The following is a 22,280-nucleotide window of genomic DNA, read 5'->3' as shown; positions in this document are numbered from 1 at the left end:
CAAGAAGGCGAAAACTTTTGATCCGGCCCGGGAATGGCGGCGTACTCCCTGAAAAGAAACGGAGAACACATGTCATTTGATGTCCCACCCCTACGTCGCCAGCGCATTGCTATTGTTGGCGGTGGCATTTCTGGTCTCGCCGCCGCCTATCGTTTGGCACCCGGCCATGACGTGACCCTGTTCGAAGCCGCGCCACGCCTTGGTGGGCACGCGCGCACCGTCCAGGCGGGGATGCATGGGACCCAGCCGGTCGATACCGGCTTTATCGTGTTCAACTTTGTCAATTATCCGCATCTGACCGCGATGTTCCGCGATCTGGATGTGCCCATCATCAAAAGCGATATGACCTTTGGCGCCAGCATTGACGACGGCGCCGTCGAATACGGGTTGAAAAGCCTTACATCCCTGTTCGGCCAGCGCCGTAACGTGGCCCGCCCGGCCTTTCACGGCATGGTGCGCGACATCCTGCGCTTTAACGCCCGCGCGGTCGAAACCGCCCGCAGTGACGATGTCACCATCGGTCAGTTGATGGAGGAGCTGCGACTTGGCGACTGGTTCCAGCGCTATTACCTGATGCCGATCTGCGGCGCGATCTGGTCCACCCCGATGGAGGAAATCCGCGGCTTTCCGGCCCGGTCGCTGGTGCAGTTCTTCCGCAATCACGCTTTGCTCAGCGCAACGGGGCAGCACCAGTGGTGGACGGTAAAGGGTGGCAGCATCGAATACGTCCGCAGGCTGGAGGCGCATCTGAAGGCCAATGGCTGCACCCTGCGCCCCGGCACGCCGGTGCAGGCGGTGGACCGCACCGAGGCAGGCGTTACCATCCGCTTGCCCTATGGCGAAACGCAGGAGTTCGATCAGATCATCATGGCCTGCCATTCCGACGATGCACTGCGGCTGCTGTCCTCTCCCACCGCGCAGGAAGAGATGATCCTCGGCAATATGCGTTATCAGGATAACGAGGTGATCCTGCACCGCGACGCCGGGCAAATGCCGAAACGGCGCGCCTGCTGGTCCTCCTGGGTCTACAAGGCGGCGGCGCAGGACAGCCGCCCGGCGATTGGCGTGACCTATTGGATGAACCGGCTGCAGAATATTCCAGAGAGTGATCCGCTGTTCATCTCGCTGAACCCGGTCACACCGGTGCGCGACGAGACGATCTATGACACCAACACCTTCCGCCATCCGGTGTTCGATCAGGCCGCCATCCGCGCCCAGAAACAGATCCACGACATCCAGGGTGACAACAACACCTGGTTCGCCGGGGCCTATCTGCGCCACGGGTTCCACGAGGACGGATTTGCCAGCGCCGTGCGCGTCGCCCGCGGCATCGACGCCCGCAGCCTGGCGCAGGTGCTGGCATGAGCGACAGCCCCGCTCCCCTCTGGCCCGACCATATCGCGGGCCACACCAGCCACGCGCGCCGCGGCGGCATCCGCAATGCCTTCCGCTATGGTGTCGATTACGTGCTGATCGACCCGCTGTCAGAGGCGCGACCAGGGCTGTTCTCACGCAATGGTTTCAACCTGTCTTCGGTCAATGACCGCAACCATGGCGGCGCGCCGGGCGCCGGGCGCGGCCTACCCTGGGCGCAAGAGGTCTTTGCCGGGGCCGGTCTGGAGCTGGACGGCCGTCAGATTCTGCTGCTGACGCAACCGGGATTCCTGTGGTACACTTTCAACCCAGTCAGCTTCTGGCTGGCGATGGAGGGTGACACGCTGCGGGCGGTGATTGCCGAGGTCTCCAACACCTTTGGCGACCGTCACAGCTACCTGTGCCATCTTGACGGGTTTGCGCCGATTACGGCCGGTGACGAAATCACCGCCAGCAAGATCTTTCACGTCTCGCCCTTCCAGCAGATCGCGGGGGACTACCGGTTCCACTACGATATCCGCCCGGACCGGATCGCCATCCGCATTGCGCTGGAACATGGCGCTGAAGGCGTGATTGCCACCCTGACCGGGCGGCGGCGACAGCTCAGCAACGGCTCGATCCTTCGGGCGGCCCTACGGCGGCCATTTGGCGCGTTCCGCACCATCGCCCTGATCCATTGGCAGGCCCTGAAACTGAAACTCAAAGGGGCGCCATACAGATCCCGCCCCCTCCCCCCAAAGCAGGAGGTCAGCTGATGCTTTTCATTACCAACCGTGTAAAACGCGATTTTCTCGACAGCTGCGCCCAGATCCGCAAGGGCAGCCTGCGCCTGACCACCCCGGAAGGCGAAGTGCATGATTTCGGCAGCGGCGCCCCGGCGGCAGACATGGTGCTGTTCGACTGGGCCGCCGTCACCGCCATGGCCGCGCGCGGTGATATCGGGCTGGGCGAAACCTACATCGAAGGCATGTGGGAGACCTCCAGCATCGAAACCCTGATCCAGGTGGCGATCCTGAACCTCGATTATTTTGGCGATTTTGCCTACCCGAGCTTCTGGAGCGGGCTGAAGTTCCGCGCCGTCGACAAGATCCTGCGCGCCAATTCGATCCGTGGTTCGGCCCGCAACATCAAGGCGCATTACGACGTCGGGAACGAGTTCTACCAACTTTGGCTCGATAGCGGCATGACCTATTCCTCGGCGCTGTTTGCCCCCGGCGACAATGATCTGGAGCGCGCCCAGAACCGCAAATACGACCGGGTGCTGAACCGGCTGACACGGGGTGAGCGGGTGCTGGAAATCGGCTGCGGCTGGGGCGGTTTCGCCGAACGCGCCGCCGATGCCGGGCGCGATGTCACCGGGCTGACCATCTCGCCCAGTCAGCACGGCTATGCCGACGCGCGGCTGGACGGGCGCGCCTCGATCGAGCTGTGCGATTACCGCAAATCCACCGGCACCTACGACAATATCGTCTCGATCGAGATGATCGAGGCCGTGGGCGAGCGCTACTGGCCCAGCTATTTCCAGACCGTCAAGGCACGTCTGGCAGAGGGCGGCAAGGCAGTCATTCAGGCGATCACCGTGCAGGACAGTTATTTCGACATCTACCGCAACTCCTCGGATTATATCCGCCAGTACACTTTCCCCGGTGGCATGCTGCTGTCGGATGCGGTGATTGCCCACCAGGCGCGGCAGGCCGGGCTGCAGGTGACGAACTCCTTCGCCTTTGGGCAGGATTATGCCCGTACCTGCCGGACATGGGCCGATCAGCTGGCGAAACGGGCGCCCCGGATCATGGAGCTGGGCTATGACGCGGCCTTCCTGCGCAACTGGCGCTATTATCTGGAGATCTGCGCCGGCTCCTTTGCCGTGGGCCAGACCGATGTAGTGCAGGTTGAGCTGACCCATGCCTGAGCAACGGTTCCCGCCTCTGGCCGCCGCGCTGTTGATCGCGGCGCTGCTGCTGCCCGGCGCGGCAGCGGCAAACCTGCGCGGCTTTGGCCTGTCGCAGCCGGTTGAGCTGGGCACCGTCATGGTCCGCTGGCTGGGTCTGCCGATCTACCGCGCCAGCCTGCACACAGAGGGGGAGTCCCGGTTTGGCTGGCGCCAGCCGCTGGCCCTGCAGATCGAATATTTCCGCAGCATCTCGCAGGACGATCTGACCAAATCCACCCGCGCCGAGATCCAGCGGATCGAAGGGCCGCGCGCGGATCAGGCCGCGATGATGCAAAAACTTGCCAGCTGTTTCCGCGATGTGGCGCGCGGTGATGTATTCACGGCTGTATCAACCCAGCCAGACAGTCTGGTTCTGCATCTCAACGGGCAGCAGACCTGCGCCATCCGTCACCCAGACCTGCGCAAACGCTTCCTTGGCATCTGGCTTTCGGACAACAGCCGCTCGGCGCGGCTGTCGGCGCGGCTGCGAGGCGATTGATGCACGCAGCCCGGATCAGTCTTTTTGCGCTCATGCTGGCGGCAGCGGGGTTGCCGCTCTATATCCATTTGCCACGCTATGCCTCGGCAGAGCTGGGGATGAGCCTTGCCACCCTTGGCGCCATTCTGGCGGTGATCCGGGTGGTGGATTTCGTGCAGGATCCAGCGCTTGGTTGGCTGATTGACCGGTATGAGCATGCGCGCGGCGCCTTTGCCGCCCTCGCCTGCCTTGGCATGGCAGCGGGGTTCCTGATGCTCTACACCCTGATACCCGCCGCGGGAGGGCTGGTCTGGCTCATCGCCGCACTGGTGCTGCTGTTCAGCGCCTACAGCCTGGGGACCATCCTGTTTTACGGCCACAGCACCAGCCTGGCGGGATCGCCTGAGGCACTGATCCGGCTGGCAGGCTGGCGCGAGGGCGGCACGCTCGCCGGGATCATCCTCGCCGCGCTGGCGCCATCGCTGTTACAGCAGGCAGGGGCCAATGGTGGCGGCTATGCCGCCTTTGGGATCCTGCTGGCCCTGATCTGCGTTGGCGTCTGGGCCCTGACCCGCCCGCTGTGGCAGATTCCCAGCAGCCCCGAGGCGCCGGTCACTTGGGCCGCCCTGCGCCGCGCCGGGGGCCTGCGCCTTCTGGTGCTTGCCCTGGTCAACAGCCTGCCTGTGGCGATGACTTCGACCCTGTTTCTGTTCTTTGTCGATGAGAAACTTGCGCTACCGGATCTCGCCGGGCCGTTCCTGATCCTGTTCTTTCTGGCGGCGGGCCTGTCGGTGCCGGTCTGGACCCGGGCCAGTGCTGCCTATGGTGCCCGACAGGTACTGGTTCCGGCCATGGCCCTGGCCATCCTGTCGTTCAGCGGGGCAGCACTCCTGCCCACAGGCGCAGCCTGGGCTTTTGCCGCGATCTGCATCGGATCGGGGGCCGCTCTTGGCGCGGATATGGTGATCCTGCCGGTGTTGTTCTCGGCGGCGCTGGCGCGGGCCGGGCTACGCGGCGGGCAGGCCTTTGGCCTTTGGACATTCGCCGCCAAACTGTCCCTAGCCGCCGCGGCGGTGATCCTGCTGCCTGCGCTGCAACTGAGCGGATTTGAACCCGGCGGCCCCAATGATACCAGCGCCCTGATGGCGCTGACCCTGGCCTATGCCGTTTTGCCCTGTCTTATCAAACTGCTGGCGATCGCCCTGGTGATGCGCCTGCCGCGAGAGGTCTCCTTGTCATGAAACTGGTTCTCCTGCTTCTTGTTGCCGTGCTTGTGCTCGCCCTCTGGCGGCCCGGATTTGGCTTTCGCGCCCAGCGGCTGGCGCATTACGCAGACACCGGCCCCGCCTTTGACATTCAGGAGCGCCTTTCCGGCACACTGATCTCCGAAGGCATGATCTACGGGCCGCGCGGGCGCGTTGTGTCGCGCTTTGTTGCGCGGATGAACGGGGAATGGGACGGCGCTACCGGCACGCTGAGCGAGGATTTCGCCTATGCCAATGGCAGCACCCAGGCGCGCAAATGGTATCTGACCATGGGCGAGGACGGGCATTTCACCGCCACCGCCGACGATATCATCGGCGAGGGCAAGGGCCAGCAGACGGGCGCCACCGTGCGGCTTACCTATCGCATCCGTCTGCCCGAAGATGCCGGCGGCCACATGCTGGACGTCACCGACTGGATGTATCTGATGGACAACGGCACCATTCTGAACCGCTCCGAAATGCGCAAGTTCGGGATTAAGGTCGCCGAGCTGATCGCCACCATGCGCCCAGCGGAGGGCTGAGATGTTCGAAGGGCAGACCTGGTGGATCGTCGGCGCCAGCGAAGGGCTGGGCCGGGCCTTGGCCGAGGCGCTGGACGGCGCGGGCGCGCGGCTGATCCTGTCCGCCCGCAATGCCGGGCGGCTGCAGCACCTTTGCGACGGCCTGTCCAATGCCCGGGCGCTGCCGATGGATGTGACGGACCCGGATGATGTGATCCGGGCCGCGGCGGATCTGGGACCTGTGCACGGTGTGGTCTACTGCGCCGGGGCCTATGATCCGCTCAGCGCGCAGGACTGGCAGCCAGAGGCGGTCGAGACCATGTGCGCGGTCAATTTCACCGGCGCGCTGCGGGTACTGGGACAGATCGTGCCGCAGTTTTGCCGCCGGGACAGTGGCCATATCGTGCTGATCGGCTCGCTCGCCGGGTTCACCGGCCTGCCGGGCGCCATCGGATATGGCGCCTCCAAAGCGGCGCTGATGCATCTGGGGGAAAACCTGCAAGCCGATCTGCGCGGCAGCGGCGTGCGGGTGCAGGTGATCAACCCCGGCTTTATCCGCACCCGGCTGACGCGGAAGAACGAGTTCAAGATGCCCCAGATCCTAGAGCCGGAAGACGCCGCCCGGCGCTGCCTGCGCGCCATGCAGGGGCGGCGCTTCAGCACCAGCTTTCCGGCGCCGTTTTCCTGGGTCTTCACCCTTGGCCGCCTGCTGCCGCGCCGCCTGTTCCTGAAACTGATGTAGCGAGGGATTGATGCCCACACACACGCCCCCGAAACAGGTTGTGATCCTTGGCGCCAGTGGCGGCATCGGCGCGGCGCTGGTGCAGCATTACGCCGCTCAACCCGATGTCGAAACCGTGCACGCCGTATCCCGTCGAGGCGACACACGCGCCGCCGGTTCGGTGGAGCCCCATGCGGCCGATGTCACAGATGAGGCCAGCCTGATCGCGCTGGCCGACGCGCTGGAGGCACCCGATCTGATCATTCTGGCGACCGGGATCCTGTCGGACGGAACCGCGCTCAGGCCCGAAAAATCCCTGAAACAGCAAAGCCTGTCTGCCTTTGAACAGGTCTTTGCCGTCAATACTTTTGGTCCGGCCATGGCAGCGCGTCACCTGATCCCGCGTATGCCACGGGACCGGCGCGCCATCTTTGCGGCGCTGTCGGCGCGGGTCGGCTCGACCTCTGACAACGGGCTGGGCGGCTGGCACGCCTATCGCGCCTCCAAGGCGGCGCTGAACATGCTGCTGCGCAACTACGCCATCGAAATGGCGCGGCTCAATCCCGATTTCGTCTGCGCCGGGCTGCACCCCGGCACCGTCGATACGGACCTGTCCCGCCCCTTCAGCCGCGCGGTGCCCGAAGGCAAGCTGTTCACCCCCGCCTACGCTGCGGATTGTCTGGCCGGGGTGCTCGCGGGGCTGTCGCCAGAGCAGAGCGGCATGGTTTTTGACTGGGCGGGAAAACCCGTTCCGGCGTAAGACAAAAACCGACGAGCGGGCGGATCACCGCACCGTGAGCCACGCCATCATCCGGGCACGCCCCCTTGCCCCGCTGCCCCGTGAGGTGTCACAGTGATGCGTGCATGATCCGGACACCAATCGCCCGGCATGGGAGGGGCACAACTTGAAATCCGTTCGGCTACGCCTGTTGCTGCTGGCGCTGTTACCGCTCAGCGTGCTGATGCCGCTGATGCTTATTCTGGCGATGACACGCTGGAATGCCGATTACGACGCCGTGCTGATTGCCAAGGTCGACAGCGACCTGCGCATCGCAGAGCAATATCTGGGCCACCTGCAGACCGGCACCGCCAACAGCATGCTGAACCTGGCGCAGTCCACCGCCTTTCAGGCCGCGCTGAACGATGGCTCCGAGGCGGTGAACCGTCTTCTTGAAAGTCGCAGACAACAGCTGCAGCTGGATTTCCTCGAGTATATGCCGCTTGCCGAACTGGAGGAGCCGCAGCAGAAATGGCCAGTGATCCGCACCGCCGCCACCGGACAGCTGGCCTCGGAGATCGACATTTTCTCGGCCGATGACATGTCGCTCATGTCCCCCGCCCTGCAGAAACGTGCCAGCATCACCCTGATCGAAACCGAAGCCGCCGCGCCCACTACCCGCAAGGTCGAGGATCGCGGCATGGTGGTGCACACCGCCGCCCCGGTGATCATGCCCGGCCATAACGGGGTGCTGCGCGGCGGGCTTCTGCTGAACCGCAACCTCGATTTCATCGATACGCTGAACGCGCTGGTCTATCTCAGCGACGAGGACGGCGGCAACCGGCAGGGCACCGCCACCCTGTTTCTTGAGGACACGCGGGTGTCGACCAATGTGCGCCTGTTCGAAGACGTGCGCGCCCTTGGCACAAGGGTCTCGGCGGTGGTGCGCCGCGTGGTTCTGGAGGAGGGCCGCACCTGGCTGAACCGCGCCTTTGTGGTCAACGACTGGTATATCTCGGGCTATCTGCCGCTGACCGACAGTTTCGGAGAACGGGTCGGGATGCTGTATGTCGGCTTCCTCGAAGCGCCCTATATGGCGGCCAAATCCGAGGCGTACTGGACCATTGTCGGCGCCTTCCTGATGGTTCTGGCCCTGTCGGCGCCGCTGTTCCTGTGGCTGGCCAAGGGCATCTTTTCACCGCTGGAGCGGATGACCGTGACCATGAAACGGGTGGAGCGTGGCGATCTGACCGCGCGCAACGGCGATGTGGGCAGCGGCGACGAGATCGGACAGGTGGCATCGCACCTTGATACCCTGCTGGACCAGTTGCAGGACCGCGATCAGAAGCTGCGCGAATGGGCCGGAGAGCTGAACGCCCGCGTCGATCAGCGCACCGCGGAACTGCGGGCCGCGAACCAGAAACTGGAAGACACCTACAAACAGCTGGTGATGAGCGAAAAGCTGGCCTCGATCGGGGAAATCACCGCCGGGGTCGCGCATGAAATCAACAACCCGGTTGCGGTGATCCAGGGCAATGTCGACGTGATGCGGATGACGCTGGGACCGGGTGCGGCAGAGGTGAAGACCGAGCTGGATCTCATCGACAATCAAGTCATGCGGATCGGCGCCATCGTCAGCAAGCTCTTGCAATTCGCCCGGCCTTCAGAATTCGGCACCTTCAAGGAAAGCGTCGATATCGCCAATGTAGTCACCGATTGCCTGGTGCTGGTGGATCACGTGCTCAGCAAGCATAACATCGTGGTCGATGGTCATTTCGATGTCGCCCCGGCGGTACGTATTGATCCCGGTGAGTTGCAGCAGGTGATCATCAATCTGGTGATCAATGCGGCGCAGGCGATGAAGGAAACCGGCACGCTGACCCTGACACTCAAGGCAGAAGAACGCGATGGCACGCCGGGGGCTTGCCTGACAGTGGCCGATAGCGGCCCGGGCATCAGCGAGGATCACATTTCAGAGGTGTTCAACCCGTTTTACACCACCAAACCGGGCGAAGGCACCGGGCTGGGCCTGTCGATCAGCCAGACCCTGATCCAGCACGCAGGCGGGATCATCACGGTGCGAAACCGCGCGGAAGGCGGCGCCGCCTTTGCGATCTGGCTGCCGGAACGCCGCGACTGAAACGGCGCTTCCGGCCAGTCCTTAAACCTCTCTACACTCCCCAGGAGGCGCATTTTCGGTCGATGGTCTTTCGCGACACGCCCAGGCGGCGGGCCGCTTCGGCGCGGTTGCCATCGCAGGCGTCCAGCATGTGCATGATGTGGCGCTGGGTCACCAGATCCAGCGTTTCGATTGCCGCCGGACCAGTGACCGATCCCTTGCCGGAAAACTCTTCCGGGAACTCCCCCAGAATGACCGAGCGTTCGATCAGGTTGCGCAGCTCACGCACGTTGCCGGGCCAGTCATAGCGGGAAAACTTCAGCAGGGTTTCTTCGTTCAACTCCAGCGCGGGCATGCCCAGCGTCGCCGAGAATTGCTCCATGAACAGCGCCGCCAGTTCGATGATATCCTCGATCCGTTCGCGCAGCGGGGGCATCTCGATCTTCACCACATTGATGCGATGATACAGATCGGCGCGGAACCGGCCCTCGGCCACGGCCTCTTCGAGATCGGCATTGGTGGCAAAAAGGAATCGCAGGTTCAGCGGGATGTCCCGTTCGGCACCGACGGGGCGCACCCGCTGGTCCTCAAGCACCCGCAACAGCGCCGCCTGCACCTGATCGGGCATCTGCGCCACCTCATCAAGGAACAGCGTGCCGCCATCCGCGTGCAGGAACAACCCGTCTCGGCGCCGGTCCTGTTCGTCCAGAACGCCGAACAGCTCGTGCGCGATCCGGTCCGGGGCGATGGCGGCGCAATTGACAGCTACAAACGGCTTCTGCGCCCGATCCGACAGCGAATGCATCGTGCGCGCTGCGATTTCCTTGCCGGTGCCGCTGGCGCCGGTGAACAACACCGGCGTTGGCAGTGGCGCCAGCCGGGTCAGCATCTCGCGTGCCTGGGTGATGGCCGCCGATTTGCCCAGCAGCCGCCCCCGCGCCGCGGACCCTTCGGCCGACAACTCGTGTTTCAGCAGGTAGTTTTCCCGGCGCAGGTATTTGCGGTCCAGCGCCCGCGCCACCGAATTGAGGATCTGATTGGCCCGGAACGGTTTCAGCACGAAATCGGCCACCCCGGCCCGGAGCGCCATGATCGCGGTTTCCAGATCCGCATAGGCAGTCACCAGAATGGTATCGGCAAACAGCCCCACCCGGCGCTGCTCCTGCACCCATTCCAGCCCGGTCTTGCCTGGCATAATATTGTCAAGGATCACCAGATCGAAATGCGACTGATCGAGGATTGCGGAGGCTTCCGCTGCCGATGCCGCCTGCTCGACCCGCTTGCAACGCGGGCTGAGGATCTTGGTCATGAAATTGCGCATACCCGGTTCGTCATCGATCACCAGGATCGAAGCACCGGCAAGGTTTTCGCCGTATTCATCGCGCGGGACGGCAGAGATGACGGGCTGGTTCAATCCAGGCGCACCGCTTGGCCTGCGAATTTCTCATCCGCGGCAAATCCTGCGCGATCCAGAGCCAGATCCGCTCCTACGGCGATCACGGCAATCGCCGCAAAGCCTGCAAACATCGCTTTCATCCTGTCACTTCTCCGGTTGCGTTGCGTGTTTCAGAAAACCCACCAGGTCCTTGCGGTCCTCGGCGGCGGTGATGCGCTGCATCGGCATTTTCGACCCCGGAATGTAGTGGTCCGGTCCCAGATCGAACAGCGCATCGATCGTGTCGTCGTTCCAGATGATATCAGATCCCTGCAGCACCGGCGAATACCGGTATCCCGGCAGCGTTCCGGCGCGGCGTCCGAACAGCCCGTGCAGGCTGGGTCCGGCCTTGCGGCTCTCCCCGCCAGTCAGCGCGTGGCAGATCGAACATTTGCGCATGAACTGCCGCTCGCCGTTGGGCATGCTGTCGGCCGGACGCAGGAATGTACGCTCCTGCCCCATCGCGGGGTCAAATTCATTCATCAGCGCCACCGGCCAGCCATAGACCACATCATCAAGTCCTCCGGCCCAAATGGTGTTGCCATCCGGCGAAAAGGCAAGGGCCCAGACCGGACCCTGCCGCGTGGCACGGAAATCGCGGGCGATGCGCCAGCCGTTCCCATCACTGCCAGTGTCGATCATCATGATGTAGCCATGACCATCCCCCACCGCCAATTGGCCGGTGGATGCGTGATAGGCCATCGCCAGGATCGGGCGACGGTCGAGGGTGAAATCGGCAATCGGAGCGCCGCTTTCCATGTCGATGATGCGGGTCGCCCCGTCCACCGCGCCATAGGCCAGCCAGCCCGCCCGAGCGTCGACAACCAGCCGGTTGACACCAAACCCCTGCTGCACCAGCGGGCGCGGCGCTGTGCCCGGCTCTGCATCGAACCGCAACACCCCACCATCCATGGTGGCGGCAAAGAGGCTGCCCCCGGGGCCAAAGGCCACGTCATTCACACCACTGCCAACTTTGAGGCTGCGCCCCGCACCGCCTGCCAGCGGCCAGACCCCGACGCTGCCGTCCCAGCTGGCCGAGGCAACCGATTGCCCGTCGGGTGAGATCGCCAGACCGCGCACCTTGCCCCTGTGCGTGCCCAACAGGCGCACACCGCCATCCGGCTCCCACAGGCGGACTGTGAAATCATCGCTGCCCGTCACCAGACGCCCTGCCCCGGCAAAGGCCACCGCCGTCACCGCCGCATCATGACCTTCGAGCCACAGCGGCTGCCGGTCCTGCCACAGGGCCGCGGAGTTGTCGAAACTGACACTGGCCACCTGCCCCGAAGGCGCGGTCGCCAGCCCCATCACGGGGCCGCCGTGGCCTTTGAGCGTGGTGAAGCCCTGCGCCGAAACCGCTCCGGCGCAAAGACTTGCAAAAAGGCTCAGGCTGGCAAGGAAACGCATGGTGCCGCAGCTCCGCAGAGGCTATTCCGCCGGTGTGGCGCCCTTGGCGCGTCCGGCATCCTTGGCCTTTTCTTCCTCCAGCACCTCGTCCAGCCAGATCGAATGGTGCTGATGAGCCCAGGCCTCATCCACCTCACCCGATCCCATGGCATCGTAAGCGCCTTCCATCCCGACCGAGCCGATGTAGATATGCGCGATGATGATCGCCATCAGGACAAAGGCCATGATCGCGTGCCAGGCTTGGGCGAACTGCATTTCCTCTTGCGGAGACAACTGCTCCGGCAGGGTGCCAAGCCCGACCCACTGCGGCAGACCGATGTCGTTCAGCACCGCAAATGTCTTGGCAAAAAGCGGCAGTTCATAGGGGAAGAGCAGCGACAGGCCCGAGACCGAAATCGAGGCGCCGAACAGGATCACCGACCAGAAGATCACCTTTTGGCCTGCGTTGAATTTCTTCGCGGGCGGGTGCTTGTTGCCGATGATGCCGCCGAACTGACGGATCCAGACCAGATCGGTGCGGTTGGGAATATTGTGCATCACCCACATCACGAAGACCAATACCAGCGCTACCATGAAGGCCCAGGCGACCGAGTTGTGCAGCCATTTGCCATAGATCAGCAGGAAGGAGTTCAGATCCTTGCCCAGATAAGGCGCGATGAAGGCGCGGCCAAACAGGGTCAGAAGGCCGGTGATCCCCAGCAGGATGAAGGATCCGGCCAACGTCCAATGCGCCATCCGTTCGATAAATTTGAATCGCGTAACGGTGCGGCCGGTCAGCTCTCCGTCGACGGGGATACGTCCGCGCAGCAGGTAGAACACCACCAGCGCCCCAAGGGTGCCCAGCAGCAGCCAGCCGCCGTATTGGCGCAGCGGCCCCTCGCGGAAGGAGAGCCAGGTCATGCCGCCATCCTGCATCAGGACGCTGGCGACCTCGCCCCCGGCAGAGACGGTAACCTCGGCCGAACCATAGCGCACCTGGCGCCAGACCTCGGGGTCGGAGACACCGCCAAGGGTGCCAAGTTGTTGGGAAATCCCTGCCGCCGCATCCGGGTCTCCGGTTGCGTCGCGGCGGAAGGAGTCATCCAGTTTCTCGCCGCGTTGCCGGGCGAGGATATCTTCAAGCGTCTGCGCACCACCTGTGGCGCTGCGGTCCGCAGGCGCTGGTACAGCCGCCTCCTGGGCCTGCACCGCGCCAACCAGCAGCGTAAGTTGCAGAACAAATGCGAAAGCCATGCGCAGCATGTGCCACACTCCTTCGGGTTTGTCGTATGTATAACAGATAGGTCAGGATGGCCCGCGCACGGCAGGCCATCCCCAGCTTTACGCTGAAAAGACGGGTTTAGCCGCCCTTTTGTTCGTAAGCCGTGCCCCAGCCCCAAGCACCCGAGCCGAACCCACGCGCCACGACGCGTTCGCGGTAGACGGCAGACACCACATCGCCATCACCGGCGAGCAGCGCCTTGGTCGAGCACATTTCGGCGCAGATGGGCAGCTTGCCCTCGGCGATCCGGTTGCGACCGTATTTGGAGAACTCCGCGTTGGAGTGGTTCTCCTCCGGGCCACCGGCGCAGAAGGTGCATTTGTCCATCTTGCCACGGCTGCCAAAGTTGCCTGCCTGCGGATACTGCGGCGCGCCAAAGGGGCACGCGTAGAAGCAGTAGCCACAACCGATGCAGAGGTCCTTGGAGTGCAGAACCACCCCTTCCTCGTTCTGGTAGAAGCAGTCCACCGGGCAAACGGCCATACAGGGCGCGTCCGAACAATGCATACAGGCAACCGAGATCGACCGTTCGCCGGGCTTGCCATCATTGATGGTCACAACGCGGCGGCGGTTGATACCCCAGGGCACCTCATGCTCGTTCTTACAGGCGGTGACACAGGCGTTACATTCGATGCAGCGTTCGGCATCGCAGAGAAACTTCGCTCTTGCCATTACTCTATCTCCTTACGCTGGCATGATTTTGCAGAGAGTACACTTGGTCTCCTGCATCTGGGTCACACTGTCATACCCGTAGGTTTGAGCCGTGTTGGTGCTTTCGCCCAGCACATATGGATCAGCGCCGTCGGGATATTTGTGCCGCTGGTCCTCGCCCTGGAAATGACCGCCGAAGTGGAACGGCATGAAGGCAACGCCCTCGCCGACCCGTTCGGTGACCATGGCCATGACCTTGACCTTGCCGCCCTCGGGACCTTCGACCCAGCACTGTTCGCCATCCCGCACGCCAAGGTTATTGGCATCGCGCGGGTTGATTTCCACGAACATGTCCTGCTGAAGCTCGGCCAGCCAGGGGTTGGAGCGGGTCTCGTCGCCGCCACCCTCGTATTCGACCAGACGGCCGGATGTGAGGATGATCGGGAAGTCCTGCGAGACATCCTTCTTCTGGATCGAGGCATACATCGTCGGCAAACGATAGAATTTGCGATCCTCGTAGGTCGGATAATCCGCAACCAGATCCCGGCGGTTGGTATAGAGCGGTTCGCGGTGAACCGGCACCGGATCCGGGAAGGTCCACACGACGGCACGGGCCTTGGCGTTGCCGAAGGGCGCGCATTCGTGCTTGATCGCGACCCGCTGGATGCCGCCGGAAAGGTCGGTTTTCCAATTGGTCTTGGGACCCGCCACAGCATCAATCGCAGCGCGTTCCTCGTCGGTCAGGTCGCTGTCCCAGCCGAGATCCATCAGCATCTGCATGGTGAATTCAGGATAGCCGTCCTGGATTTCAGAGCCCACGGAATAGACGCCTTCGGCCAGCAGGTTGTCACCGTCCCGCTCCACGCCGAAACGGGCGCGGAAGGTGAGACCACCTTCGGAGACCGGTTTGGACATGTCATAAAGGTTCGGCGTGCCCGGGTGGTTCATCTCGGGCGTTCCCCAGCAAGGCCAGGGCAGACCGTAGTAGTCGCCATCGGCCGGGCCACCCACCGCGCGCAGCGTGGTGCGGTCAAAGGTGTGCTGGTTGGCCATGTGCTTCTTCAGCCGTTCCGGGCTTTGACCGGTATAGCCGATGGTCCACAGACCCTTGTTGAACTCGCGGGTGATGCTCTCGATGTTCGGCGTTTCCGCGTCTTCCATCTCGATATTGCGGAACAGCCGATCCGCCCAGCCGAACTTGTTGGCGAATTTCGCCATGATCACGTGATCGGGCAGGCTTTCGAACAGCGGATCCACCACCTTGTCGCGCCACTGGAACGACCGGTTCGACGCGGTCACGGAACCGCGGGTTTCGAACTGGGTACAGGCCGGCAGCAGGTAGACACCGTCTTCGCGGTCATGCAGCACGGCGGAAACGGTGGGATACGGGTCGACAACGACCAGCATGTCCAGCTTTTCCATCGCCGTCTTCATTTCCGTCATCCGGGTCTGCGAGTTGGGCGCGTGGCCCCACAGAACCATGGCCCGAACGTTGTTCGGCTGATCCATGTTTTCTTTGTCTTCAAGGATACCATCGATCCAGCGGCTGACCGGAATACCCGTCAGGTTCTGCAGGCTCTTGTCCTTGCCGTCCGCGCCTTTCAGCGTGTCGAACTGGCCTGCCAGCCATTCGGGATCCTCTTCCCAGACCCGCGCCCAATGCGCCCAGGCGCCTTTGGACAGGCCGTAGTAGCCCGGCAGCGTGTGCGACAGAACGCCAAGGTCGGTTGCGCCCTGCACGTTGTCATGGCCGCGGAAGATGTTGGTGCCGCCACCCGATGCACCCATGTTGCCCAGCGCCAGCTGGAGCACGCAGTATGCGCGGGTGTTGTTGTTACCGGTGGTGTGCTGGGTGCCGCCCATACACCAGATCACGGTGCCGGGACGGTTGTTGGCCATGGTGCGCGCAACCCGGCGCAGCTGACTGCCGGGCGTGCCAGTGACGCGCTCGACCTCTTCGGGGGTCCACTTGGCCACTTCTTCGCGGATCTGGTCCATGCCCCAGACACGGGTGCGGATGAACTCTTTGTCTTCCCAGCCGTTCTCGAAGATGTGCCACAGGATGCCCCAGACCAGCGCCACATCGGTACCGGGACGGAAGCGCACATATTCGTCGGCATGGGCCGCGGTGCGGGTGAAACGCGGATCGCAGACGATCAGCGGCGCGTTGTTCTGCTCCTTGGCCTTCAGCACGTGCAACAGCGAGACGGGGTGCGCCTCGGCCGGGTTGCCGCCAATGATGAAGATCGCCTTGGAGTTATGGATATCGTTGTAGCTGTTGGTCATGGCGCCGTAGCCCCATGTGTTTGCAACACCCGCAACGGTGGTGGAGTGACAGATCCGTGCCTGGTGATCGACGTTGTTCGTGCCCCAATAGGCGGCGAACTTGCGGAACAGGTAGGCCTGTTCGTTGTTGTGCTTGGCCGAGCCGAGCCAGTAGACGCTGTCAGGTCCGCTTTCTTCGCGGATCTGCATCATGCCGTCGCCGATCTCGTTGATGGCCTGATCCCAGCTGATGCGCTTCCACTCGCCGTTCTCTTTCTTCATCGGGTACTTGAGACGGCGTTCGCCATGGGCGTGCTCGCGCACCGATGCACCCTTGGCGCAATGGGCGCCGAGGTTGAACGGGCTGTCCCAGCCGGGTTCCTGCCCGACCCAGACACCGTTCTGAACTTCTGCCACGACGGTACAGCCGACCGAGCAGTGGGTGCAGACGGATTTTACGGTTTCAACAGCGCCCGCCGCAGCGGTGGCCGCATTGGCCTGGGTCACCGACCCGCCGGTGGCACTGATGGCAGCCAGGCCGCCGATGGCCAAGCCGGAGCCGCGCAGAAAGGCGCGGCGGTCGACGGATGTTTCCGCGACGTTGGACAGGATACTGGTCCGCTGGGGGCGTCTCGCAACCCCGTTGGTCTTTTTCCTAAGCATTTAGAACCTCCCTTGCTTGCTTCCTCCTCAGAAAGCGCGCTGGGTTAACGAAAAACCTCTGGCGGTCGGGCGTCACGCAACCAGTTGCCGTCGGTCATGGGATGCATTCGGCGCGTTAGAACCGGACGCTTTCGTAATAGGCGCGGGTATGCGCGGTATCCTGCATCGTCTCCTTTGCAAGATCGGGTGCAGCGGCCTCGGCCTCGCCCCCGGTCGTCGCAACCGCCACCGCTGCCAGCGGCGCCGTGGTTGCGGCGATCTTCAGAAAGTCGCGGCGGCTCGATGCTGCCTCTGCTTTCTTGGTCATGTGAGTCTCTCCTCCTTGGTGATCGCTCACGGTTGTGGAGCGGACATTGCCGCCCCGGCTCATGCGGATTTCTCCGCGCTCATCCGGAACCCTTCGGCCTCGATCTCCATGAACACCCGGCCGACAGCGCCGACCGAGGCATAGAGAACCGAGTTCTTTGCCTTCTCGAGATCCGAAAAGAAGTGACCGGCCCAGGGGCCGATATGGGTGTTGAAGAAGGTCTTCTGATCCGCCAGCGAGGCAGGTTCGCCAAAGCGGCCCGCGATCAGCGCCCCCATCATTTCCATCAGCGAGGCGATATTGTCCTCGGGTTCATAAACGTTCTGTGCCCGGGTCATGCCCCGCGCCGCCATGTCCCGGCGCAGCTGCGCCAGCGGTTTTTCATTCAGGAACCCGGTCAGGTAGTAGCTGGCATAGGGCAGCAGTTCACCCCGGCCGAGGCCGATGAACAGCTTGTTGAACTCTCGCTCCACCGCGGGCGGCTTCGACAGTTTGGCGATCTTGGCCAGCGCGTTGATCGCCACGCCCAGATCGGTGTCATCCCCCTGCAGACCAGCGGTCTGCCCCAGCAGGAACTCATCCGGCGGCGACGCCAGGATGAGACCCAGGAAATTATACAGATCCGCGCGCAGGCGGTCCTCTTCGCTTACCAACGGCGCTGCGGCATCAGCGGTGGCTGTCATGTCTTGCTCCTTGTTCATGCCGTGCCCCGGATTTGGCTCTGGCTTCCATCAAAGGAAAAGCGCATCCGGCGCGGCATCATGTTCCCGGGGGCAGTATCACCGGAATCCCCGCTCGGGTCAGCCTCGGTCTGCTGCTCTTGCCGGGTGGCGTTCCAGTCGTCGGCGGTCTGTGCAGGCCCGGCAGCGACGACCTCAGAGGTCTCTGCGGCGATGTCTGTGCCCTGCTCTTCGCTTTCTGCGCCCTCTTCGGGTGCGCCTTCGGCGGGTGCAGCGGCGACTGCCGCTTCGGCCTCGGCCTTTTCTGCTGCCTGACGGGCCAGTTCCTCGACGTGTTTGGTCATGCCCTTGCCCACCTGATAGGCGGTCTGCATGCCCTCCACGACCATGGCGCTGTCGGTGAAATCCTCACCGTAATCGACCAGCCCGTCGATATTGGCCAGCACCGGGTTCAGACGCCACAGGCGGCGCAGGGCGCGGGTGCGAATGCGGGCCGGAACCACGTCACGCAGGAAGACCTTGAAATCGTCGCCTTCCTCCAGCGTGTCGGGATCGGGCAATTCCAGCTCAGCCAGTATCTCGGCGTCGCTCTTTTCCTCCAGCGCCGCGTCGCGTTCTGCTGCCTCAACAGCAGCCTCTGCGCGGGCTTCGGCTGCGGCTTCGGCCTCTACGGCGGCCTTGCGGCGGGACCAGAAATCGCGGCTCATTGCAGGCGCCCCTTCTTGACCAGGGCGGGCGAGCGGTACACGTCGGTCAGCTGCGCGATGCGCGGATCGCCAATGCCATCCTCGGCCTCCCCCACGGTGCGCTTGTCACGGCGGCGTTTCTTGAATTCCTCTTCCTTGAAATGCGCCAGCGCGAATTCCCGCACCCAGGCCACAAGACCAGAGGGCATCGGCACCTTCTCCACAAGTTCCTCGCCGCTGTCGGCATAGTCCTGCGCCTCGTAAGGAGAGGCGGTGACCAGCGTCATTTCCAGCGGGCGGTCGGCATCATCGCTTTCACGCATCACAACGTAGACACAGGGCGGTTCGGCGGTCAGCCCGTGCATATAGGCTTCGGCATCGGCGCGGTGCAGTTCCAGCGGCAGTGTCGCGGCGTGGAATTCGCTGGCGCCGTCTTCCTCGCGCAGCAATTGCCAGTCTGCGGACCGGGCTGCGGGCAAGACGCCTGCCACCTTCCAAGACCATCGTGCCCAGCGGGTCACCCCCGGGGTCCGGCGAAGTACGATGCCAAGCGGCATCACGTCGGTCTTGTCCAAACTACGGCTCACTGGTTGCGCACCCTACATCTCCCTGCGTCGGACAAGTGTGCCGCAAGGTCACGCCTTCGTGAAAGCCTGCTCTGCGCCCCATCTGCAAATTTCCCGCAACCCGGACAAATTGGGGCAGACGCAGGGGGGCAGAGTTCCGCCTTGGTCGAATTGTCTATGTCGACAAAAATAATCGGAATACCGCTGTACACAAAACCACGCGAATCACCCCGGTATTTTGCGCCCCATCCGGGGCCTGCTGCGGGGTGCAAACCGGTTTACGTGGCTTCAGAATCATGCCTAATCTGTGGCCCGGATGGCGGTTATCCGCCCGTCACGCCAGCCCTGATGCAAGCGAGGAAAGAATGGCCAAGCAGTTGATTCTATGCGATTGTTCCGGATCCCAGGAGATCGATTCGGAGCGACTTTCCGACGTCACGGGATTGTCATGTTCAAAGATGCATTCGGCCCTTTGCACCAGCCAGACCGACAGCGCTGCCGCTGCAATCGGTGCCGGAGACGCGGTCATTTGCTGCACTCAGGAACAGCGCCTTTTCGAGGAGATCGCGGGCGAAATCGGTGCCCCCTCTCCGGCCTTCCTTGACCTCAGGGACAGGGCCGGATGGACCGCTGATGAGGGCGATTTGCTACCCAAAATGTCCGCCCTCGTGGCCGAGGCGGCGCTAGATACCTCGGCGGCTAAGACCGTCGATGTGGTGTCCGAGGGCCTGTGCCTGATCGTCGGTTCGGGCGATGTGGCGCTGGCCGCCGCCAAACGGTTGCAGGACAGTCTGGCCGTGACGGTGCTGCTGACAGGTGAAGACGAACCGCCGATGAGCCGCGACTTCGACGTGGTGCGGGGACAGCTGCGGCAGGCCTCTGGCGCGCTTGGCCAGTTTCAGGTCACCATCGACGCCTTGCAGCAGCTCGACACCACCGGCCGCAGCTGGAGCTGGACAGCCCCCCGCGATGGTGGTCACTCGGAATGCGATATCATTCTGGACCTGACCGGCGGCACGCCGCTGTTCCCGGCCCATGAAAAACGCGAAGGATACCTGCGCGCCGACCCCAAGGGCGTGCAGGCGGTGGCCGATGCGGTGCTGGAGGCCAGCCAACTGGTCGGCACCTTCGAAAAACCGCTCTACGTGCGCAGCGAACCGCTGCTCTGCGCCCATTCACGTGCCAGCCAGACCGGCTGCACCAATTGTCTTGATGTCTGCCCTACCGGCGCCATCAGCCCCAATGGCGATCACGTCAGCATCGACCCGATGATCTGCGCCGGCTGCGGCGCCTGTGCCTCGCTTTGTCCCTCTGGCTCGATCACCTATGACGCGCCGCCCACCGATACGCTGATGCGCCGCATTCAGGTGCTGGCAAAGGCCTATCTCGATGCCGGGGGCAGCGCCCCGCGCCTCTTGGTGGTGAACGAACACGGCGCCGAGATGATCCGCCTTGCGGCCCGGTTCGGTCGCGGGCTGCCTGCCGATGTGCTGCCGCTGGAGTTGGAAGCGATGAATACCTTTGGTCATGCCGAAATCCTCGCGGCACTGGCCGCCGGATTTGCCCATGTGTCGCTGCTGATGTCGCCCAAGGTGGACCGCGCAGTGCAGGAGCGTGAGCTGACCCTGGCCCAGGCCATCGCGGGCGACAAGGCCACGCTGCTGGACCTGAACGACCCTGACGCGCTGAGCGATGCGCTGTTTGGCGCCGAAGTGCCCGCGCCGATAAATGAGCCGTTGCGCCCCATGGGCACCCGCCGCCAGATCACCCGTCAGGCCGCTCGCGCGCTGGCGCCTGAGGCCGACATGCTGCCCCTGCCGGATGATGCGCCCTATGGCGCGGTGCTGGTCGATACCGACAGCTGCACCCTGTGCCTGTCCTGCGTCTCCCTTTGCCCCTCCGGCGCGCTGGGGGACAATCCCGACCTGCCACAGCTGCGGTTCCAAGAGGACGCCTGCCTGCAATGCGGCCTCTGCGCCAATGTCTGCCCTGAACAGGCGATCAGCTATGAACCGCGCCTGAACCTCCAGCCCGAAGCGCTAAGCCAGGTGGTGGTGCACGAAGAGGAACCTTTTGCCTGCGTCGAGTGCGGCACGCTGTTCGGGGTGAAATCCACCATCGAACGGATCACCGAAAAACTGGCCGGAAAACACGCGATGTTCGCCACCTCGGATGCGGCACGGATGATCCAGATGTGCGACGATTGCCGGGTCAACGCGCAGTTCCATCAGGAAAACAATCCCTTCGAAGGCAAGGAACGCCCGCGCGTGCGCACCACGGCGGATTACCTCAGCAAGCGACGCGATCACTGATGTTGCAAGGGAGCTCCCAGATCTGCCGGGGTGAGGCTGGACACATAGGCCAGGATCGCCTCCAGCTCGTCCAGCGTCATTGCCACGGGCACGATAGGAGACGGGCGGTCCGCGGGGAAGGGCTCGGTCACATCGGCGACCTGGGTGAAGGAGGGGTGCGGGTTCAGCGCATAAAAGGCCTGGAACCTGTAGTCCCAATCCGGCAGCGCCCGCAGCACGAAAAAGGACGGCGTCGATCCGATATCGGTCATGCGCATGTCCTCGGCCACCGCGTGGCAACGCCCGCATTTGCTGCGCGACAGGTTCTGTCCTTTCATCGCGTCGCCTTCGAAGACGATTTCTTCCTCCACCTCGGCGGTGATCTGCGGCAGGGTGAACATCTGCACCCCATCCGGCGCATAGGCGGTGATCGTGCGCGCGCCCACGTCCGAGCCGAGCCAGTCGACAAACCGCGCCGTGCCCGGATGGGCGCCATCCAGCACCTGCATGTGCCAGAGCGCGGCCGCATCCTGAAACACCGGCGTTCCCTTGGGCACGTCGGAAAACGCGGCCTCGGCAGCTGCGCCGGGCGTGACGAGTTCGATACGCACCTGCGTTTTCAGGGAAAACCGCGGCAGCAGATGTTTCAGAAATCCGGTTTCGACCAGCGCCTGCGGCACCGCCAGCCGGACCAACCGATCCTCGGCCTGAACGGGACTGCCGACCGTCAGCAGCCAGAGCACAAGCACCGGGATCAACGCAGCCCGGCCCGCCGCCGCAGTCCTGATCCAGTGCAGCAATGCAGGCACTCCTGCAAAACTGAGCGCTGCACGCACCCCGGTAAAATTGAGCGCTGCACGCTCTGGCCGGATCGGATAGAGAAAAGACAAACGGACCATTCGAAATGCTAGGGATCAACCTACATTTCAGTCAAGTGTTCCGTACACAGACGCAAACGAA

21 protein-coding genes are annotated in these 22,280 nt (G+C 63.5%); 10 read left to right on the top strand and 11 right to left on the bottom strand.

From position 1 onward, the window contains the following. Positions 1–69: 69 nt before the first annotated feature. The 9 genes from SM765_RS06810 (at position 70) to SM765_RS06770 (ending at position 9,129) form a co-directional block, all read left to right on the top strand. Positions 70–1,365, top strand: coding sequence for an NAD(P)/FAD-dependent oxidoreductase (locus tag SM765_RS06810; RefSeq protein ID WP_274837595.1), 1,296 nt, complete (start codon positions 70–72; stop codon positions 1,363–1,365). Continuing rightward, positions 1,362–2,129 (top strand): DUF1365 domain-containing protein, encoded by a 768-nt coding sequence (locus tag SM765_RS06805; RefSeq protein ID WP_274837594.1) that lies wholly within the window; start codon positions 1,362–1,364, stop codon positions 2,127–2,129. Before SM765_RS06810 ends, SM765_RS06805 begins: the two co-directional genes overlap by 4 nt. Next, positions 2,129–3,286: an SAM-dependent methyltransferase gene (locus SM765_RS06800; RefSeq protein WP_274834564.1), complete on the top strand. Its 1,158-nt coding sequence runs from the start codon at positions 2,129–2,131 to the stop codon at positions 3,284–3,286. The genes SM765_RS06805 and SM765_RS06800 overlap by 1 nt, the downstream gene beginning before the upstream one ends. Next, the gene (locus tag SM765_RS06795) at positions 3,279–3,806 is read left to right on the top strand and encodes a chalcone isomerase family protein (protein WP_274837593.1); all 528 of its coding nucleotides are present in this window, start codon (positions 3,279–3,281) and stop codon (positions 3,804–3,806) included. Before SM765_RS06800 ends, SM765_RS06795 begins: the two co-directional genes overlap by 8 nt. After that, complete coding sequence (locus SM765_RS06790) at positions 3,806–5,026, top strand: MFS transporter (protein ID WP_274837592.1); 1,221 nt, start codon at positions 3,806–3,808, stop codon at positions 5,024–5,026. The genes SM765_RS06795 and SM765_RS06790 overlap by 1 nt, the downstream gene beginning before the upstream one ends. After that, a complete protein-coding gene (locus tag SM765_RS06785) occupies positions 5,023–5,571 on the top strand; it encodes a DUF3833 domain-containing protein (RefSeq protein ID WP_274837591.1) in 549 nt (182 codons plus the stop codon). Before SM765_RS06790 ends, SM765_RS06785 begins: the two co-directional genes overlap by 4 nt. 1 nt (position 5,572) lies before the next feature. Further along, on the top strand, positions 5,573–6,292 hold the full coding sequence (locus SM765_RS06780) for an SDR family NAD(P)-dependent oxidoreductase (protein WP_274837590.1): 720 nt from the start codon (positions 5,573–5,575) through the stop codon (positions 6,290–6,292). Between the two features lie 10 nt (positions 6,293–6,302). Continuing rightward, positions 6,303–7,031 carry an SDR family NAD(P)-dependent oxidoreductase gene (locus SM765_RS06775; RefSeq protein ID WP_274837589.1) on the top strand — a complete coding sequence of 243 codons (729 nt, stop codon included), beginning with the start codon at positions 6,303–6,305 and terminating at the stop codon, positions 7,029–7,031. 145 nt (positions 7,032–7,176) lie between these two features. Continuing rightward, positions 7,177–9,129 (top strand): sensor histidine kinase, encoded by a 1,953-nt coding sequence (locus SM765_RS06770; protein ID WP_274837588.1) that lies wholly within the window; start codon positions 7,177–7,179, stop codon positions 9,127–9,129. A gap of 31 nt (positions 9,130–9,160) precedes the next feature. Here the strand turns inward: SM765_RS06770 and SM765_RS06765 are convergent, their stop codons facing one another. The 10 genes from SM765_RS06765 to SM765_RS06720 all read right to left on the bottom strand — a co-directional run bounded on the left by SM765_RS06765 (position 9,161) and on the right by SM765_RS06720 (position 19,020). Beyond that, complete coding sequence (locus tag SM765_RS06765; protein ID WP_274827663.1) at positions 9,161–10,522, bottom strand: sigma-54-dependent transcriptional regulator; 1,362 nt, start codon at positions 10,520–10,522, stop codon at positions 9,161–9,163. Then, a complete protein-coding gene (locus SM765_RS06760) occupies positions 10,519–10,644 on the bottom strand; it encodes a hypothetical protein (protein ID WP_257784210.1) in 126 nt (41 codons plus the stop codon). Before SM765_RS06760 ends, SM765_RS06765 begins: the two co-directional genes overlap by 4 nt. Before the next feature lie 4 nt (positions 10,645–10,648). Beyond that, positions 10,649–11,950: a c-type cytochrome gene (locus SM765_RS06755; RefSeq protein ID WP_274837587.1), complete on the bottom strand. Its 1,302-nt coding sequence runs from the start codon at positions 11,948–11,950 to the stop codon at positions 10,649–10,651. Between the two features lie 21 nt (positions 11,951–11,971). Beyond that, the gene (locus SM765_RS06750; protein ID WP_274827661.1) at positions 11,972–13,192 is read right to left on the bottom strand and encodes a formate dehydrogenase subunit gamma; all 1,221 of its coding nucleotides are present in this window, start codon (positions 13,190–13,192) and stop codon (positions 11,972–11,974) included. Between the two features lie 97 nt (positions 13,193–13,289). Next, positions 13,290–13,883: a formate dehydrogenase FDH3 subunit beta gene (fdh3B, locus tag SM765_RS06745; protein ID WP_065272593.1), complete on the bottom strand. Its 594-nt coding sequence runs from the start codon at positions 13,881–13,883 to the stop codon at positions 13,290–13,292. Positions 13,884–13,895: 12 nt separating this feature from the next. Next, entirely contained in the window at positions 13,896–16,790 is a 2,895-nt protein-coding gene (locus SM765_RS06740; protein WP_065272592.1) for a formate dehydrogenase subunit alpha, read from the bottom strand. Positions 16,791–16,905: 115 nt separating this feature from the next. After that, entirely contained in the window at positions 16,906–17,097 is a 192-nt protein-coding gene (locus tag SM765_RS06735; RefSeq protein WP_065273715.1) for a twin-arginine translocation pathway signal protein, read from the bottom strand. Positions 17,098–17,156: 59 nt separating this feature from the next. Further along, positions 17,157–17,798 carry a TorD/DmsD family molecular chaperone gene (locus SM765_RS06730; RefSeq protein ID WP_065272591.1) on the bottom strand — a complete coding sequence of 214 codons (642 nt, stop codon included), beginning with the start codon at positions 17,796–17,798 and terminating at the stop codon, positions 17,157–17,159. Beyond that, complete coding sequence (locus SM765_RS06725) at positions 17,795–18,484, bottom strand: DUF3306 domain-containing protein (RefSeq protein ID WP_274827657.1); 690 nt, start codon at positions 18,482–18,484, stop codon at positions 17,795–17,797. The genes SM765_RS06730 and SM765_RS06725 overlap by 4 nt, the downstream gene beginning before the upstream one ends. After that, positions 18,481–19,020, bottom strand: coding sequence for a DUF3305 domain-containing protein (locus SM765_RS06720; protein WP_065273714.1), 540 nt, complete (start codon positions 19,018–19,020; stop codon positions 18,481–18,483). Before SM765_RS06720 ends, SM765_RS06725 begins: the two co-directional genes overlap by 4 nt. 374 nt (positions 19,021–19,394) lie before the next feature. On the opposite strand from SM765_RS06720, the gene SM765_RS06715 reads away from it, so the two are divergent. Beyond that, positions 19,395–21,341, top strand: coding sequence for a 4Fe-4S binding protein (locus SM765_RS06715; RefSeq protein WP_274837586.1), 1,947 nt, complete (start codon positions 19,395–19,397; stop codon positions 21,339–21,341). Here SM765_RS06715 and SM765_RS06710 read toward each other — a convergent pair. Continuing rightward, a complete protein-coding gene (locus SM765_RS06710; protein WP_274834572.1) occupies positions 21,335–22,219 on the bottom strand; it encodes a hypothetical protein in 885 nt (294 codons plus the stop codon). The two genes, SM765_RS06715 and SM765_RS06710, sit on opposite strands and share 7 nt — an antisense overlap. Between the last annotated feature and the right edge of the window lie 61 nt (positions 22,220–22,280).

It is taken from the genome of Pseudophaeobacter sp. 1A09344 (assembly GCF_041008745.1).
GTDB classification, from domain to species: Bacteria; Pseudomonadota; Alphaproteobacteria; order Rhodobacterales; family Rhodobacteraceae; genus Phycobacter; species Phycobacter gallaeciensis_A.
Note: the sequence above shows the minus strand (reverse complement) of the source record. Positions and strands in the feature narration are given on the sequence as shown.